We start from the raw sequence: 17,622 nt of genomic DNA, 5'->3' as shown, positions 1-17,622 counted from the left end.
CTTGAAAAACAAAAAAGACCTGATAAGCTGGGCTTCATCAGATCTTTGTATTCTGGTATATATTATGAACGCACGCCGAAAAATGACTTGATTTTCGCCATCATCCCTTTTTGCTGCTCTTCAAGCACCTGCAAAGGAACGGATTCTCCTAAAATGCGCCGGGCGATATTGCGGTACGCAATGCTGGCGCGGTTTTTGGAATTCATGGCAATCGGTTCGCCGATATTTGAAGCCCTGATCACTTCATCATCGTCAGCAACGATTCCGAGGAGATCAATAGACAGATGATGAACAACCTCATCCACATCCATCGTGTCACCGTTTTTCATCAGATGATTTCTGATGCGGTTCACGATGAGGCGCGGCGGTTCGATATCTTCCTGCTCCAAAAGTCCGATAATGCGGTCAGCGTCCCGCACCGCTGATATTTCCGGCGTCGTCACAACAATCGCCTTATCAGCTCCGGAGACGGCATTTTTATAGCCTTGTTCAATTCCGGCCGGACAATCAATAATGACATAATCAAATTCCTGCTTAAGCTCCTGCACAAGCGATTTGATCTGCTCAGGGACAACAGCCGTCTTGTCGCTTGTCTGGGCAGCCGGCATTAAATGAAGCAGATCATCAAAACGTTTGTCTTTGACCAGCGCCTGATGCGTCTTGCATCTGCCTTCAATTACATCTACTAAGTCGTAAATAATTCTGTTTTCAAGACCCATTACGACATCAAGGTTGCGCAGTCCGATATCTGTGTCTACCAAACAGACGCGCTTCCCTAAAATGGCTAAGGCGGTACCGAGGTTTGCAGATGTTGTTGTTTTACCTACTCCGCCTTTTCCCGAAGTTATTACGATAGCCTCACCCAATTTCACATTCCTCCCTCAAGCCTTGTTAGATCAGGTCTTAAATGAGCCAATTGCTGAAGGCGTTCAATGACCATATTTCCGTCAGTATCTAAATAAGCACATTCCATGTCGTTCCCTTTTTGAATGTGGTCTGGGGAGCGATTTAACACGTGATTGATCCTCAATTGTGTCGGCATCATTTCGGATGCGGCGATCACAGCCCGGTTATTTCCGTTATAACCCGCGTGGGCAATCCCTTTTAATGAACCGAGAACAAATATATTTCCTCCGGCTCTGATCGTACCGCCGGGATTCACATCTCCGATTAAAAGCAAATCTCCCGTCACGTGAAGCACCTGGCCCGAACGGACGATTTTGGAAACAGAAACAATTTCCTGCTCCTCTTTCATCCGCTGCGCTTCTTCTTTGGCGATGACTTCACTGTCAATTGAATGCACGACTAAATCTTTCTTTGACGCGATCAGATCAGTCAGCTGCTCTGCCTGTTCCTGATACAGATACCGATGCCCGAGTTTAATATGAACACTGATTTTTTGGCCTTTGCCATCAGTATATTGTTCAATCGACAGCATGTTTTGAAGACCATCGAGAAGCTCATCAAAAGAACACGCATCATCCAGATGCAATGTTAAGCCGTTTTTTGTTCCTTTTATTGTTACATATTGCTGCTTTTTGGTCTTCATCAATGTTCACCTCAACAACATACTCTTTTCGTCAAAAAAAGATAAAATCCTTTTTACTCATCTCTTAATTCTTTCTTCAGACTTATATAAAACAGCCTGAAGGGCAGGACTAATATAACGGCTCCCGCAATATTCAGCAAAGCGGTCGGCAAGAACCGCTGAATAACAAAATCGTTAAACGTCATTGTGCCGCTGCGGATTAACGTCTGAATGCCGTAAACGTAAAATTCAAGCACGCATACGCTCAGCACCGCGACCAAAATGACCATCAGGGCGTTTGTCTGAAGCACTTTAAACGCTTTGGCCGCCAGATAGCATAAACCGGCAAAACCAAACATATAAACGCCTAAAACACCCGTATAATTGATGTCATAAAGAAATCCGAAAATCAGTCCGTAGATCACCGCATGCTTTTGGTTGATATAAGCGGACATAAAAATCAGCGCAAGCAAAAGAAAATGCGGAACGACCTGCTGCTCAACGGAAACGAAAGGAAAACGCACCAGATCGGTATAGATGCTTTCCGCACAAAAGACCATAATCATAATCAAAGGGAGAAGGAAACGTTTCACGATCCTTCCTCCCCTGTTGCTACGCTTCGGTTCACGACGATGACATGGTCAAGATCGTACAGGTCGGCAGCCGGTTTCACGTAAGCGATTTTCGTCAGGCCGTAAGCATCTGATTCTACATCGGTCACTTCCCCGACCGTCAGCCCTTGAGGAAATACGCCGCCCGTTCCGGATGTCTCCACGAGGTCGCCTTTTTTCACTTCGCGTTTTTCATCCGGCTCAAGGATGGTCATTTTCAGGGTCTGTTTCTTTTTATCATACCCTTCAATTAAACCGTAGCCTTTGCTGCCCTTTTTGCCGGAGATTTTGGTGGCCACTCTGTTATTGCGGTCAACATCGCTCAGCAGCTGAACGGCGGATGTGAAACTGTTGAGTCCGCTGCTTTTGATCTTCCCGACCAGCGCACCCTTTTCGTTCGTGACAGCCATGTCTTTGGCCACTTTCTGTTTCGTTCCCTTATTGATCATGATCTGCTTGTACCATTGATCAGGGTTTCTGGCGATAACGGTCGCTAAAATCGGATCATAGTCGGAAATTGATTTGACATGCCCGAGTTCATCACGCAGCTTCTTGTTTTCATCTTTGAGTTCTTGGAGCTTCGCTTCATATTGTGTCTGTCCGTCCAGCTTTTGTCTTAAGCGTTCATTTTCTTTGTACGTGTTTTTCAGGTCTTTTATGTCCCCGAAGAACCCTGCAAAATATTCAGCAGGCGTGTGAAAAATGTTTTGAAATACTCCCGTCGTATCACCGATCAGCTTTTCAGGCCAGGTGGTATTACGGCCGTTCTTCAGCGAGAATCCAATCATAGCCACCAATATGATAATACACAGAAGTAATAGCATTAACCGTTTGTTCGGCATCGTGATACACCTCTTCTATTTAACTCCTGATTATCTTGTTTTTCCTTTGAAAAGATGGATGTGCTCCAGTGCTTTTCCAGTGCCGATCGCAACACAATCCAGCGGATCTTCAGCGATAAGAACAGGCATTTTCGTTTCGTCGCTGATGACTTTGTCGAGATTGCGGAGCAGGGCGCCTCCCCCTGTTAATACAATACCTCTGTCCATAATGTCAGCGGCCAGCTCAGGCGGTGTTTTTTCAAGCGTGCTCTTCACCGCGTCAACGATTGAGAGAACTGTATCACGCAGTGCATTTGCAATTTCCGTTCCCGTGATTTCGATCGTTTTCGGCAGACCTGTCAGAAGATCGCGGCCGCGGATTTCCATTGACGCATTTTCTTCACCGGTTTCTGCTGAACCGATTTCCATTTTAATAGCTTCCGCCGTACGGTCACCGATCATCAGATTATATGTTTTTCTGATATAGCTGATGATTGAGTCGTCCATTTCGTCACCGGCTACGCGGATTGACTGAGACGTAACAATGCCGCCTAAAGAAATGATCGCCACTTCAGTTGTTCCGCCGCCGATATCAACGACCATGCTGCCCGTCGGCTCCCATACCGGAAGATTCGCGCCGATTGCTGCCGCAAACGGTTCTTCAATCGGATAAGCGTCACGTGCGCCCGCTTGTCTTGTCGCGTCGATGACCGCCCGTTCTTCAACGGCCGTAATACCTGACGGCACACACACCATAACGTAAGGCTTTCTCGCAAACAATCCTTTATTTTTCACAGCCTGATTAATGTAGTATTTCATCATTGTCGCAGTTGTTTCATAGTCAGCGATAACGCCGTCTTTCATCGGACGGAGCGCAACCACGTTGCCCGGAGTTCTTCCGATCATGTTTTTCGCATCGTTACCGACCGCAACGATGGACTTCGTATCCGTTTGCAGAGCAACGACAGACGGCTCTCTCACTACGATTCCTTTTCCTTTAACAAACACAAGCGTATTCGCGGTTCCCAAATCTATACCAAGGTCTCTTGTACCAATTCCGAACATATGTATGTATCTTCCTTTCTTAAAGCAAAAATACCCTAAAGGGAAAAACTCATAAAATCTATTATATCTTAAATCAACGAAAAAAAAAGTGTTACAAATATCCTTTTTCCTTTAAACTCACAAATTTTTTGTCACCAATGACCAAATGATCCAGCAGCTCGATGCCGATTAAATTTCCGCACTCAAAAAGCCGCCTGGTTACCTCTATATCTTCCCTGCTCGGTGTAGGATCTCCTGAAGGATGATTGTGAACACAAATGAAGGACGCGGCGGATCGTTTGAAAGCTTCTTTAAACACCTCCCGCGGGTGGACAATAGATGAATTCAGACTTCCGATAAAAACGGTGCGTTTATGAATGACTTGATTTTTGGTATTTAAATATAAACAGACAAAATGCTCCTGGGATAAAAAGCGCATATCCTCCATCACATACTTCGCCCCGTCTTCCGGAGAGCGGATGACGCAATGCTCCCCGGCGGATGTCTTATGAATGCGGCTCCCCAGCTCAATTGCGGCAAGAATCTGAACGGCTTTCACCGTGCCGATTCCGGGAATGCTAGAAAGCTCCTGGGCAGAGGCGCCTTTTAACAGTCGCAGCCCGTCAAACGTCCGCAGCAGCCGGTGAGCGAGGTTCATGACGGACTCATGTTTCGTTCCCGTCCGCAGCAGGATGGCGAGCAATTCATTGTTAGAGAGATGTTCGGCTCCGAAGTGCAGAAGCCGCTCTCTCGGTTTTTCTTTTTCGGGGAAATCTCTTAATTTTAACGGCAGATCACGGATGATCAACCCCTCCTTGTTCCCCTTCCCGGTTTGAACATCAAGCTTTTATATTAAATTCTTTCAAGGCTCTCATTGTTTTAGCGACAGGAAGCCCGACGACAGAATAAAAATCACCGTCTATTTTTTTCACTAAAAGCGCGCCTTTTCCTTGGATGCCGTATGCACCTGCTTTATCCATCGGTTCTTTTGTTTCAATGTAGAGCTGTATGTCGTCTTCACTGAGCGGCCAAAACGTCACTTCCGTCGTGTCACAGAACGTTTCTTTCCGGTCATGCGTCTGAATGCTGACCGCCGTAATGACTTGATGGCTTCGGCCGGAAAGCCTCCGCAGCATGTGTGCCGCTTCTTCTCTGTCATGCGGTTTGCCGAGGCATTCGCCGTCTATGCACACCATCGTGTCAGCCCCGATAACGACTGCATCGGGATTTTCGGCCAATACAGCACCGGCTTTTTGCTCGGCCAAACATTGGACGTTTTCTTCCGGCGAAAGGTTTCGATTTAATTTTTCTTCTGTGCGGCTTGCAATAATGCTGTAAGGAATCTGAAGAAGATTAAGGAGTTCTTTTCTTCGCGGAGATTGTGATGCGAGTATTAAGCGTTTTGTCATGATTGTCATCCTTTCAGGGTTTGCTTAAGAAAAAAAGATACTTGTCTATCCTACCAAATCAAACGGGCAACCACAATTTCAGAAAAATAACTTTTTGATGACAAAATAAAAAATCCCGCCGGATGACGGGAAATAAGATACTATTTTACAACACTTAAAAGCTCTTTTTGGGCTTTCCAGCCGGATTCTGAACCCGACGTTTCCAGTTCTTTCAGCGCTTGAAGCACGGCCTCTTTCTGCTTTTTGTCAGCGGCGTCTGCGCCGTCTGCCGCTTTTGCCGCTTCAGCTACTTCCGTTTTTGAAAGATCTTTGCCGGTAATCGCTTTGGCGGAGAGCTCAGATGCTTGTTTAAAAGAGTCTTTCAGCCCTGAATCGACCGCAAAGCTGAGCTCTTTTCCGCCCCAAGCCTCAAAATCATGGTCTATCAGCGTCTGGCCCAATTGCTGTGATAAGCTTTTTTCCGCGGCAAGCCCGGCGATCACATAAGTGTACCCGTCTTCTTTTGCCAAAGAAACGGCCGAGTATCCTTTTTCAGTCAGCTGGTCAACAAGCGTCTTCGCTCCTTTTTCTGATGAAAATTTTCCGGCCTGCACCGCATATGTTTTATAGTTTCCCTCTGAAGATTCCGCATCTCCTGTGCCGGTTGTTTCAGATTTGTCTTTAGAAACATCTCCCGCTTTCACCGTCTGCCCTTGTGAACCTTTGTCAGCTGATGCTGGAGCGGCGGCTTCTTTACTTCCCGACATATTTAAGGCGACAAGGCCGAGCCCGGTGCCTAAAACAGCCGCAACGGCAATTGTCGTGACCGCTTTTTTAACTGGAGAAGACGGCTGCTTTTTTTTCGGAAAATGAGGGCCTGTTTTTTTCTTCTGGTATGGCGGAACGACTTTCGGGTCATCTTCAAATACCTCAGAATTCTTCTCATGATCCCAATTGAAATCTTCTTCTTTCGGATCTTCATGGGAGGCGGCGGTCTCCTGCTCCGCCTTTTTTGTTTCTTCCCAATTTGAAAATGTGACGGTCTTCTCCCCGCCTTCTTTCACATCTTCTTGTCCATACATCGTTTCTTCTTGTCCGTTAATGGTTACTTTAAGGGCATTGTTTTTGGCTTTGCTGTGCTTTTTGCTCTTCCTTTTTTTCAACGTCTCTTCCCCCTTGCATTCGTCTTGGCCGTACCTTGAACTGATCATGGTTCACACTTTAGCATAGGCGTAAAAAAAAAGAACAAGACTTTTGTCGTCTTGTCCAAAAAACGTTCGCCAAATTTTTCAAGCCCCGCCTGAAGCGAGCTTGATGTAAAACGAAAACAGCTCTTCACCGTATAAATAACTCAAAGCGCTCCCGGCTGAGATGGCCGGCGCAAACGGAAATGGCTGCTTTTTACCAAGCCTGCCCCGGGCTGCGGCGCACATACCGTATACGGCTCCGATCATGACGGAAAGAAAGAATGCAATGAGCACGAGCTTCACGCCGAGCGTCAGGCCGATCACCCCAAACAGTTTCACATCACCTGCGCCGATGCCTCCTTTACTGACAAACATGATAAAAACAAGCAGAAAAAATCCGCAAACGGCTCCGGCAAACCCTGCATACCATGAATCCAGCGGAGAAAACATACGCCCGGCGATGAAAAGCGGAAGAAAAAACAGCAGAACTTTGTCAGGAATCAGCATATATTGCAGATCCGTCATAGTAACAATCATGAGCAGAGACAGAAATAACAGCGCGACTAACAGTTCTTTTGAGAAACCGAAATGAATGCCTGCAGCCGTGAATAAACACGCCGTCCAGCATTCCGCCGCCGGATACATAACCGACAGCTTTGCACGGCAGTTTCTGCATCTGCCTCTTTGCAGAATATAGGAAACGACGGGCACAAGCTCCCCCCAGGAGAGCGGCAAGCGGCAAAACGAACAGGCTGAACGCGGCGAAATAACCGAGATTCGAAGCGGGATACGGCACGCTGCTGTATAAAAAAAAGAACCGAAAATCAAACCGAGAAAAAACAGAATCAAAAGCACTCAGACCACACCTTTACTATCAATCTGGCTCAGATTATAGCAAAGAAAAACAACCTGACTGAAATGGCTGAAAATATATTTTCAGCATAAAAACACCCGGCAAAACCTGAAAAGGGTCTGCCGGGCATCCCGAGGGGCTGTCAGATAAGCCGCTTTCTCATTTCTGAAATAAAATATAAGGAACCGGTAATGATGATGACATCATCCGCACCATCTTTTTGTTCAATCCACTCTTTCACACTGTCCGGGTTTTCATCGAAGCTCTTATCCATAAGACCGCTTGCGTTATAAAGGGCTTCAGCGCTTGAAGCACGCGGAAAGTCAAATGATACAAAGTGAATGGAGTCTGCTTCGTTTTCAAGCTTTTTAATCATTTCCTGATACGGTTTGTCTTTTAATGCGCTGAATACGACATGGACGTTTTTATCGGCAAAGCGCTGCCTGATCGTTTCTGTCAGCGTTTCAACGCCCTCTTCGTTATGTGCGCCGTCCGCAAACACTAAAGGGCGGCTTTGAAGACGTTCAAACCGGCCCGGCCATGATGCTTTTTTCAGGCCGTTTCGCATTGCTTCTTCAGAAATGGCTGCGGCTCCCAGACGATTCATCCATTCAGCGGCCAATATCGCCAATGCCGCATTCTGCCTTTGGTGAATGCCGATCAGCGACGTTTGAATGTTTTCATAGCATTTCGTTTCCGTTTCCAGCGAAAAGCTTTCACCGGACGGAAGCGCCGCTTCATTAAACAGTCTGCACGTTTTATATAGTGACTGATACGGAGCCTGCTTTTTTTCGGCTTCCGCTTCAATAACGCCGAGTGCTTCCGGCTGATTGACGCCCGTAATGACCGGAATGGAATTTTTAATGATACCGGCTTTCTGCCCGGCGATCTCCTCGATGGTATTGCCTAAAATCGCCATATGGTCATGTCCGATACTTGTAATGACCGACAGGAGCGGTTTCACAATATTGGTTGAATCAAATGTGCCGCCGAGCCCCGCTTCAAAAATGACAAAATCGATATCAGCCCGCTTCGCAAAATATAAAAATGCACACGCTGTAATGATTTCAAATTCTGTCACCGTTCCGGAATCGGTCTTATCGAGTTCATCCACTATCGGTTTTATGTCATTAACGAGCGTTCTCCATTCCTCATCAGAAATCGGCGTGCCGTTGACGCTGATACGCTCATTAAACGTAATGATGTAAGGCGATGTGAACGTGCCGACCGTATAACCGGCTTCTTGAAGCACGGAACGGATAAAAGCGACGGTCGATCCTTTGCCGTTTGTGCCCGCCACATGAATAGCGCGAATGTTCTTTTCCGGGTGTTCCAGTTTTTCCATCAGCTTTTCCATACGGAGAAGGCCCGGCTTAACGCCGAACTTGAGTCTGCCGTGAATCCAGCTGATCGCTTCTTTGTACGTATTAAACAATGAAATCCCCTCTTTTATACGACAAGGCGGTTTCTTAGGAAACCGCCCCGCTGTTTTATCAGCCTTTCAGCTCTGCAATCCGCTGCCGGACAGCTTCGCGTTTTGCCGTGTAGTCTTTCTCTTTTCCGCGTTCTTCTTCAATGACATGTTCAGGAGCTTTTTTAATGAACCCTTCGTTGCCGAGTTTTTTCTGAACGCGTTCGACCTCTTTTGTCAGCTTGTCGAATTCTTTTTGCAGACGGGCGATCTCCTCATCAATGTTAATCAGCCCTTCAAGCGGCAGAATGACTTCCGCTCCGGTGACGACCGCTGTCATCGCTTTGTCTGCCGCAGTGATATCCGTCCCGATTTTCAGCGTGCTCGGATTCGTAAAGCGTTCAACGTAAGAACGGTTCTTTTCCAGGCGGCCGGCAATGTCTTCGGTAGCTGTTTTAATGTAAAGCTCAACCTGCTTGCTCATCGGCGTGTTGACTTCGCTCCGGATATTGCGGACAGAACGGATTAATTCAACGAGCAGTTTCATATCCGCCGCTGCCTCTTTATCCGTATGCTCCGGCACCCGAACCGGCCAAGAGCTGATCGTGATTGACTCGCCTTCATGAGGAAGATGCTGCCAGATTTCTTCCGTTAAGAATGGCATAAACGGGTGAAGAAGACGCATCGTCTGGTCAAGCACGTATGCCAGAACAGAACGGGTTGTTTTCTTCGCCGCTTCATCTTCCCCGTACAGCGGAAGCTTCGCCATTTCGATATACCAGTCGCACACATCGTCCCAGATAAAGTTGTACAGGTGGCGTCCGACTTCACCGAATTCATAACGATCCGCAAGCTGTGTTACGTCTTCTATCGTTTCATTCAGTCTTGTGAGGATCCACTTATCAGCAACTGATTTTTCACCGGACAGATCAAGCTCGTCATACGTCATGCCGTCCATGTTCATTAATGCAAAACGGGAGGCGTTCCAAATTTTATTTGCGAAATTCCATGTGGATTCCACTTTTTCATAGCTGAAACGGAGATCCTGTCCCGGTGAACTTCCGGTTGCCAGGAAATAGCGCAGGGAATCCGCTCCGTACTTGTCGATGACATCCATCGGGTCCACGCCGTTCCCAAGGGATTTACTCATTTTTCTGCCCTGCTCGTCACGGATTAAGCCGTGAATCAGCACGTCTTTGAACGGACGCTCGCCGGTAAACTCAAGGCCTTGGAAAATCATCCGGGATACCCAGAAGAAAATGATGTCATATCCCGTTACAAGAACATCGGTTGAGTAATACCGCTTAAAGTCTTCAGCGTTTTCATCAGGCCAGCCCATTGTAGAAAACGGCCAAAGCGCGGAGCTGAACCATGTATCAAGCACATCTGAATCCTGTTCCCAATTTTCGCTGTCTTCAGGCGCCTCAAGGCCGACGTACACTTCTTTTGTTTCTTTGTGATACCAAGCCGGGATGCGGTGGCCCCACCACAGCTGACGGGAAATACACCAATCACGGATATTTTCCATCCAGTGCAGGTACGTTTTCTCGAACCGGTCAGGAACGAAGTGAACTTTCTCTTCTTTTGACTGAAGGTCAACCGCAGCATCGGCCAGCGGCTGCATTTTGACAAACCATTGTGTGGACAGGTACGGCTCAACAACGGCGCCGCTTCTCTCACTGTGGCCGACAGAATGCATATGGTCTTCGATTTTAAAGAGAACGCCGGATTCCTGAAGATCTTTGACGAGTTTCTTGCGGCATTCAAACCGGTCCATGCCGTTATATTGCAGCGCTTTTTCATTCATTGTTCCGTCTTCATTCATGACGAGAATCCGCTCTAAATTGTGGCGGTTTCCGAGTTCAAAGTCATTCGGATCATGGGCAGGCGTGATTTTAACGGCGCCTGATCCGAATTCCATATCAACATAATCATCGCCGACGATCGGAATTTCGCGGTTTGTAATCGGCAGAATCACCGTTTTGCCGATTAAGTGCTTGTAGCGCTCATCTTCAGGATGAACCGCGACAGCCGTGTCGCCAAGCATCGTTTCCGGACGGGTGGTCGCGATTTCAATTGAGCCTGAACCGTCTGCTAACGGGTAGCGCAAATGATAAAACGCGCCCTGTACGTCTTTGTAAATCACTTCAATATCGGATAAAGCCGTTTTTGTGGCAGGGTCCCAGTTGATGATATATTCGCCTCTGTAAATCAAGCCTTTCTCGTACAACTTGACGAATACTTCCCGCACGGCTTTGTTCAGCCCTTCATCAAGAGTGAAACGTTCACGTGAATAATCGAGTCCGAGTCCCATCTTGGCCCATTGGCTGCGGATGAAATCAGCATACTCTTCCTTCCACTTCCACGTTTCTTCCAGAAACTTTTCACGGCCGAGGTCATAACGGCTTGTGCCCTGTTCGCGGAGTTTCGCTTCGACTTTTGCCTGAGTGGCGATGCCGGCGTGATCCATGCCCGGAAGCCAGAGCACGTCATAGCCCTGCATGCGTTTCATACGCGTAACGATATCTTGCAGCGTCGTATCCCACGCATGTCCGAGGTGCAGCCTGCCCGTCACATTCGGCGGCGGAATGACGACAGAATACGGCTGTTTCGTTTGATCGCCGCCCGCTTCAAAATATTTTCCTTTCAGCCAAAAATCATAGCGGCCTTTTTCAATCGCAGACGGATCATATTTTGTCGGCATTGTTTGTTCATTTGTATCCATGATAACCCTCCAGCATGTTTAGAAATGGCTGAGCAACTAAAAAAGAGCCTTCATCCTGATAAAGGACGAAAAGCTCTTTCGCGGTACCACCTTTTTTCATGAACAGATTTGTTCATGCACTTAAACGGATAACGGGTGCGGCCCGAATTTCTCTACTGTATGTTCAAGAAATTATGCTCCCGGGCGACCTTCCAATGAGACGGCATAAGAAGCCTTTCAGCACAGTAGCTTCTCTCTCTTCATGCGTCTTTCTTGTACTCTTCCCGTTCAAAGCAGGTGTATTTATATCAGCTCATGATCTTATTTATTATGTTCTTTATTATAGTAAAAGTGTTTTTGATTCGTCAATCATCTTTTCCAAAAACCGCTGCCGTCATACATAAATGGGCATGCACCCCGCCCTTTCCCTTACATACGATACATAGAAAGGCGAATGTGAGGAGGAATTGCCCGTGAGAAAAAAATTCAATTCTTATTCGCTCCCCCAGTGGGCCAGACAGGTCCGCCTTGTATCCGCGCAAGTCATAATCCCGATTACGATCTTTCAGGGGATCAGGACGATTTTCTTTCCGACCACTTTTGATGTCCTGCTGCTTGCCATCCTGCTGTTTTTAGCGTGCGCCCTGCATTTGGAATGGATATAAAAACGAGTCCCGTTATGAAGAGGACTCGTTTTCCGCTTTTATTTTTTTCTCCCGTTCAATCTGATGAACCTTCATGAGAAAAGGCTCAACATTTTTCATCTGCCAAAACGCTCTTAATAATTGCGTGCACTCTTCTTTTTCAGAGCCCCTTTGGCCGGTCTGATACCGTTTCAGCACTTTGTACATGGCGGACGGATAAGCCATATAGCTGAGAAACAGGCTGATTTCCGCTTCACGGAGCGGGAATGATTTGTGATACGTATAAAACCAGTCCAGACATTCCGGGCATGCTTTCGGATAGCTTCTGAACATTCTGGAGTAAAAGCCGAGCAGGTCGTTTTGCGGAGGGCCCAGCGCAGCTTTCTCGAAATTTGTGAAAAAGCCCGATCCCGCATCATTATACAGAAAGTGGCGGCTCGATAGGCTGCCGTGATTGATCACCGCTCTCGTCTTGTCATGATCCTTTGCCGCGTCAAACCATTCTTCCAGACGTTCCAGAGCAAAATTGACGGCAGAAACCGTTTCTGTAAGATACGTAACAGCCTGCAGTTCAAAAGGTGAAAGATACCACTCTTTTTCCGCCCGTTCGGCGAATTGTTCATAGACAAGCTTATCATTTTCCCAATCTCTTTTCGTTGCTTCATAAAAGCCGCTGATATCTTCAGTCCGGATTTGGATGTCCCGCACAGTCGCAGAATGGAGCTTCGCGACCTCTTTAAAAAGGTAAACATGTTTTTGATCCCGTTCCTCTTCCTGATCGTACTGAAGCCAAGGCATTAAATAATAAGAATTCTCCGTCTGTCTTCCCGCAAAAAAATCGCCGGCATACGTGCGGCAGATCGGCACAAATGATCGGTAGCCTTTCTCCTCAATCTCAATCATAAGATCCGTAAATTCACTGCTGCGGGCCGGCTTGAGCTGTTTCAAAGCAAAAATGCCGTAGTTTGAGTAGACCTTCCAAACATGCGGGCTGACAGGCTCAATATACTCAGCCGCCAGCCCGTATTCCTGAAGCACTGATTGGACTGCTTCCATTCCATTCACCACATTTTTACGGCCTCTTTGTGCTTACGCATGGCTGTTATTATATTCAGGTATATACAGAAGCTGACCTTCTTCAAGCTCGTCATCAAACGATAAAGCATTCGTTCTGATGAGCTGCTGGGATGTTATGTCATATCGTTCACACACCCGGTCGATAGTATCTTGCTGCTGTACGATACAAATTTTCATTCTTGAAAACTTTTCTTCTTCCCTTGTAAATAATTTTGTCAAGTAATGAGAGTTGTCATTTTCCTTCTGCTCGGTTCCCGGTGCCGCTTCTTCATTCTTTCTTTCAGGCTTAAGCGGCTCAGGCTGTTCAGCTTGCGCCGGCTCCTCAGGCGGCAGTTTGGAAAACTGCAAAGACAAATCGAGAGGCTTCCCGGTTTCCTCCTCCGGCGGCGCCATCTTCCTTACCTCAATTTCAAACCCTTCTTCATCCTGAACCTCTTCTTCAAGCAGCTTAGGAGCGCTGTAAAACTCCTCTTCCTGCTGTTCCGGAACGAACTCGCGATAAACGGGCGCCTGCTCTTCTTGAAAAACCGCAGGCTCATCTTCGTCTTCTGACGCCTCATGATCGCTCTGACGGAGAAGCGGCTCGGCCTCTGGCTGCTCTTCTTTTTGAAGGAAGGGCTGTTCCGCAATTTTTGGTTTTTCTGCATGCGGAGTCAGAGTGAACGCAGGGAAAACCGGCTCGTTATCATCTTTTGGCTCTTCCTGCACTTCTGCTGAATCATCCTCAAATACAGGTCCATTCCTCACAGCCGACATGATTGCAGGCTCCTCAGCTTCTTCCGGCTCTTCTTCGTGTTGGAAGGAAACGGGAGGAGGAGGCTCAGTAAATGAAACAGGTTTCGGCACCTCTTCCTGCTCCCTCAGAATCGGGGCAGTCTCCTGCTCTTCTTCTTCCCGTTCCCTCAAAATCGGGGCTGCTTCCTGCTCTTCTTCCCGCTCCCTCAAAATCGGGGCTGCTTCCTGCTCTTCTTCCCGCTCTCTCAGAATCGGGGCTGTTTCCTGCTCTTCTTCCCGTTCCCTCAGAATCGGGGCTGCTTCCTGCTCTTCTTCTTCCCGCTCCCTCAGAATCGGGGCAGTCTCCTGTTCTTCTTCTTCCTGCTCTCTCAGAATCGGGGCTGCTTCCTGCTCTTCTTCTTCCCGCTCCCTCAGAATCGGGGCTGCTTCCTGCTCTTCTTCCCGCTCCCTCAGAATCGGGGCAGTTTCCTGCTCTTCTTCTTCCCGCTCCCTCAAAATCGGGGCAGTTTCCTGCTCTTCTTCCCGCTCCCTCAGAATCGGGGCTGCTTCCTGCTCTTCTTCCTCCAGCCTGATTAAAGGCGGGATTTCTTCCTCGTTCTTCTCGGTTTCTTGTGCTGCTTCTTCTGATACAGTCAAAGGTATTTCAGGCTCATGGCGTATCATTAATTCTGGTTCGTTTTCGTCCTCAGAATGATGTCCGGCAAGATTGATCATTTCTTCTCTGGCAAATTCAGGCGCCACGTACAAAGGGATCTCCGGCTCTTTTGGCTCGGATTCCTCAAGCAGCCCTTCAATTGCCAAATCAGCTTGAATGGTTAAGATCCTTGAATCCGTCAGCTGATAATCAAAGGCATCGATAAATACGAAAACATCATTGAGGTGGCTCACTTTATTTTTCGGAATCGTAATGTCCACCGGGAAACAATGAATGAGCTCGGCCGTGCCATCCTCCCTCGCCCTCACTTCCTCTACATGCCTCAGCTCCCTATCAAGCTCTTCAAAATGACTGCTGTGATCTATGTTGTACTCGCCAGTAAGTTCTAATGATCCTTTAATTGAGACATAATCATTTACTTCCTGCACCCTGATGTCAGGGTCTAATGAAATCGAAAGTAATTCAGAAACTTCCTGTCCTTTTTGGAAACAGATTGATTCTTCAACAGAAAATTGCAATCGGTGATTATGCGGCAAGTTCATATCCTCCTTTCATCTAATCCATACAATTAGATGTCACTAAAGGTGTATGCCGCAATCCGGGGAAATATGATAATGGAGGCATTGAAAAAAGCCGATACAAGTCTTGCTTGCATCGGCTTTTCTGTATCAGCGGCTGATCGCCTGGAACACTTTCTCAGCGGCTTGAATGGTTTTTTCAATATCCTCCATTGTATGCGCAGTGGAGAGAAACAATCCTTCAAATTGAGACGGCGGCAGAAATACGCCTGCATCAGCCATCCCTTTATAATATTTGGCGAACAGCTTTAAATCAGAAGATTTGGCTGCTTCATAGTTAATGACAGGCTCATTTGTGAAAAAGAAGCCGATCATTGAACCCGCCCGGTTAAACGTGTGCGGAATGCCATGTGCTTCAGCTGCTTTTGAAATGCCTTCTTCAAGCATATCGCCTTTTTTCACAAATTCTTGGTAAGATTCAGGTGTGAGCTGCTGTAACGTCTCAAGTCCCGCTGTCATGGCAAGCGGATTTCCTGACAATGTTCCCGCCTGGTAGATCGGACCGCTCGGCGCGATTCGTTCCATAATATCCGCTTTTCCGCCATACGCACCGACAGGAAGACCGCCGCCGATGACTTTGCCGAGACACGTTAAGTCAGGCGTCACGCCGAAATACCCTTGCGCACAGTTATAATCCACGCGAAAACCGGTCATGACCTCGTCAAAAATGAGCAGCGCGCCATACTGTTCCGTAATGTCGCGAAGTCCTTGTAAAAAGCCTTCCTGCGGCGGAACAACGCCCATATTGCCTGCTACCGGTTCAACAATGACCCCGGCAATATCTTCACCGTACTCCCGGAATGCGAGTGCAACGCTTTCCAAGTCGTTGTATGGAACGGTAATCGTATTCATTGCTATTCCTTCCGGCACGCCCGGGCTGTCCGGCAGGCCGAGTGTCGCCACTCCGGATCCCGCTTTGATCAGCAGCGAATCACCATGGCCGTGGTAACAGCCTTCGAATTTCAAAATTTTGTTGCGGCCGGTATATCCTCTTGCCAGACGCAGGGCGCTCATTGTCGCCTCTGTGCCGGAGCTGACCATCCGCACGATTTCAACAGACGGCACACGGTCAATGACCAATTTGGCCAGTTCGTTTTCCACTTCAGTAGATGCCCCGAAACTTGTCCCGTTCTCGGCTACTTTTTTCAGGCTTTCAACGACCCGGTCGTTCGTGTGGCCCAAAATGAGCGGCCCCCAGCTCAGGACGTAGTCGATATATTCATTGCCGTCAATATCAAAAATTTTCGATCCTTTTCCGCGCTGCATAAAGATCGGGTCCATATCAACTGATTTAAACGCGCGCACCGGGCTGTTCACTCCGCCCGGCATCAGTTTCTGCGCTTCTTTAAAAGCGGCTTTTGATTTTTCATAGCTTCTCATCTGCCTCAGCTCCCGTCAAATGAAATCGTTACTCAGCAAGCCATTTTGCTGCGTCTTTTGCATGATACGTCATAATCAGATCGGCTCCTGCACGTTTCATGCTCGTTAAAATTTCCAGCACCATTTCTTTTTCTTTAATCCAGCCGTTTTGGGCTGCCGCTTTCACCATGGAATACTCCCCGCTCACATTATATGCGACCAGCGGCAGGTGATGGCGGTTTTTCACATCACGCATAATATCTAAGTATGACATAGACGGTTTGACGATTAAAAAGTCAGCGCCTTCTGCCGCGTCTGATTCAGCCTCACGGAGCGCTTCCAAGCGGTTGGCCGGATCCATCTGATATGTTTTTCGGTCTCCGAACTGCGGCGTGCTGTCAGCCGCGTCGCGGAACGGACCGTAAAATTCACTTGAATATTTCACGGCATAAGACATGATCGGAATATTCGTGAATCCTTCTTTGTCGAGCGCTTCCCTGATCACTGTGACAAAACCGTCCATCATATTTGAAGGAGCGATGATGTCAGCGCCTGCTTTGGCCTGGCTGACGGCTGTCTGCGCCAGCAGCTCAAGCGACTCGTCATTTAAGATTTCTCCGTCTCTCACGACGCCGCAATGGCCGTGATCCGTGTATTCACAGAGGCATGTATCAGCGATTACGATCATTTCAGGATAATGCTTTTTAATTTCAGCAATCCCTTTCTGCACAATGCCGTGATCATGAAAAGCCTGGGTTCCGCAGGCGTCTTTTTCTTCCGGCACGCCGAAAACGATGACCGACTTAATGCCGAGCGATATCAGCTCAGCCATTTCATCCTTTAACAAATCGAGTGATACATGATAAACCCCCGGCATGGAAGGAACTTCTTTTTTTCCTTCGAGCCCTTCAACGACAAATAACGGGTAAATAAAATCTGAAGGGTGAAGACGTGTTTCTTTTACTAAATCTCTCATCGCAGCGTTCGCGCGCAAACGGCGGTGTCTGTTAAATGTTTGATTCATCAT

Annotated in this window: 16 protein-coding genes and 1 other annotated feature; of the genes, 1 reads left to right on the top strand and 15 read right to left on the bottom strand. The window is 47.6% G+C overall.

Annotation, left to right across the window (positions count from 1 at the left end; all coding sequences use genetic code 11):
* Nucleotides 1-62: 62 nt before the first annotated feature.
* The 11 genes from minD to BXO87_RS12315 all read right to left on the bottom strand — a co-directional run bounded on the left by minD (nucleotide 63) and on the right by BXO87_RS12315 (nucleotide 11,568).
* Nucleotides 63-866 carry a septum site-determining protein MinD gene (gene minD / locus BXO87_RS12365; RefSeq protein WP_016938784.1) on the bottom strand — a complete coding sequence of 268 codons (804 nt, stop codon included), beginning with the start codon at nucleotides 864-866 and terminating at the stop codon, nucleotides 63-65.
* A 2-nt stretch (nucleotides 867-868) separates the two neighbouring features.
* Entirely contained in the window at nucleotides 869-1,549 is a 681-nt protein-coding gene (gene minC / locus BXO87_RS12360) for a septum site-determining protein MinC (RefSeq protein ID WP_003152653.1), read from the bottom strand.
* Between the two features lie 53 nt (nucleotides 1,550-1,602).
* The gene (mreD, locus tag BXO87_RS12355) at nucleotides 1,603-2,121 is read right to left on the bottom strand and encodes a rod shape-determining protein MreD (protein ID WP_038459380.1); all 519 of its coding nucleotides are present in this window, start codon (nucleotides 2,119-2,121) and stop codon (nucleotides 1,603-1,605) included.
* On the bottom strand, nucleotides 2,118-2,981 hold the full coding sequence (gene mreC / locus BXO87_RS12350) for a rod shape-determining protein MreC (protein ID WP_007408166.1): 864 nt from the start codon (nucleotides 2,979-2,981) through the stop codon (nucleotides 2,118-2,120). The genes mreD and mreC overlap by 4 nt, the downstream gene beginning before the upstream one ends.
* A gap of 30 nt (nucleotides 2,982-3,011) precedes the next feature.
* The gene (mreB, locus tag BXO87_RS12345) at nucleotides 3,012-4,025 is read right to left on the bottom strand and encodes a cell shape-determining protein MreB (RefSeq protein ID WP_003152647.1); all 1,014 of its coding nucleotides are present in this window, start codon (nucleotides 4,023-4,025) and stop codon (nucleotides 3,012-3,014) included.
* Between the two features lie 91 nt (nucleotides 4,026-4,116).
* Nucleotides 4,117-4,812 (bottom strand): RadC family protein, encoded by a 696-nt coding sequence (gene radC, locus BXO87_RS12340; protein WP_007408165.1) that lies wholly within the window; start codon nucleotides 4,810-4,812, stop codon nucleotides 4,117-4,119.
* 31 nt (nucleotides 4,813-4,843) lie between these two features.
* Nucleotides 4,844-5,413 carry a Maf family protein gene (locus BXO87_RS12335; protein WP_012118105.1) on the bottom strand — a complete coding sequence of 190 codons (570 nt, stop codon included), beginning with the start codon at nucleotides 5,411-5,413 and terminating at the stop codon, nucleotides 4,844-4,846.
* A gap of 140 nt (nucleotides 5,414-5,553) precedes the next feature.
* Nucleotides 5,554-6,555, bottom strand: coding sequence for an SPOR domain-containing protein (locus tag BXO87_RS12330; RefSeq protein ID WP_038459383.1), 1,002 nt, complete (start codon nucleotides 6,553-6,555; stop codon nucleotides 5,554-5,556).
* A 126-nt stretch (nucleotides 6,556-6,681) separates the two neighbouring features.
* The gene (locus BXO87_RS12325) at nucleotides 6,682-7,434 is read right to left on the bottom strand and encodes a prepilin peptidase (RefSeq protein WP_012118107.1); all 753 of its coding nucleotides are present in this window, start codon (nucleotides 7,432-7,434) and stop codon (nucleotides 6,682-6,684) included.
* 140 nt (nucleotides 7,435-7,574) lie between these two features.
* Nucleotides 7,575-8,867 carry a bifunctional folylpolyglutamate synthase/dihydrofolate synthase gene (locus BXO87_RS12320; protein WP_038459385.1) on the bottom strand — a complete coding sequence of 431 codons (1,293 nt, stop codon included), beginning with the start codon at nucleotides 8,865-8,867 and terminating at the stop codon, nucleotides 7,575-7,577.
* Nucleotides 8,868-8,925: 58 nt separating this feature from the next.
* Nucleotides 8,926-11,568 (bottom strand): valine--tRNA ligase, encoded by a 2,643-nt coding sequence (locus tag BXO87_RS12315; RefSeq protein WP_038459387.1) that lies wholly within the window; start codon nucleotides 11,566-11,568, stop codon nucleotides 8,926-8,928.
* Nucleotides 11,569-11,626: 58 nt separating this feature from the next.
* Nucleotides 11,627-11,848 (bottom strand) — a binding site (T-box leader).
* 172 nt (nucleotides 11,849-12,020) lie between these two features.
* Here BXO87_RS12315 and BXO87_RS12310 point away from each other — a divergent pair.
* The gene (locus BXO87_RS12310; RefSeq protein WP_007612879.1) at nucleotides 12,021-12,212 is read left to right on the top strand and encodes a hypothetical protein; all 192 of its coding nucleotides are present in this window, start codon (nucleotides 12,021-12,023) and stop codon (nucleotides 12,210-12,212) included.
* Nucleotides 12,213-12,224: 12 nt separating this feature from the next.
* On the opposite strand, the gene ysxE is transcribed toward BXO87_RS12310, so the two are convergent.
* The 4 genes from ysxE to hemB all read right to left on the bottom strand — a co-directional run bounded on the left by ysxE (nucleotide 12,225) and on the right by hemB (nucleotide 17,619).
* Complete coding sequence (ysxE, locus tag BXO87_RS12305) at nucleotides 12,225-13,247, bottom strand: spore coat protein YsxE (RefSeq protein ID WP_038460850.1); 1,023 nt, start codon at nucleotides 13,245-13,247, stop codon at nucleotides 12,225-12,227.
* Between the two features lie 33 nt (nucleotides 13,248-13,280).
* Nucleotides 13,281-15,194 (bottom strand): LysM peptidoglycan-binding domain-containing protein, encoded by a 1,914-nt coding sequence (locus tag BXO87_RS12300; protein ID WP_076851354.1) that lies wholly within the window; start codon nucleotides 15,192-15,194, stop codon nucleotides 13,281-13,283.
* Between the two features lie 132 nt (nucleotides 15,195-15,326).
* Nucleotides 15,327-16,616, bottom strand: a complete 1,290-nt coding sequence (hemL, locus tag BXO87_RS12295; protein WP_038459388.1) for a glutamate-1-semialdehyde 2,1-aminomutase — start codon at nucleotides 16,614-16,616, stop codon at nucleotides 15,327-15,329.
* Nucleotides 16,617-16,644: 28 nt separating this feature from the next.
* Nucleotides 16,645-17,619, bottom strand: coding sequence for a porphobilinogen synthase (gene hemB / locus BXO87_RS12290; protein WP_029326045.1), 975 nt, complete (start codon nucleotides 17,617-17,619; stop codon nucleotides 16,645-16,647).
* Nucleotides 17,620-17,622: the final 3 nt, after the last annotated feature.

The organism is Bacillus sp. GZB (assembly GCF_001975995.1).
Classification (GTDB): Bacteria; Bacillota; Bacilli; order Bacillales; family Bacillaceae; genus Bacillus; species Bacillus velezensis.
Note: the sequence above shows the minus strand (reverse complement) of the source record. Positions and strands in the feature narration are given on the sequence as shown.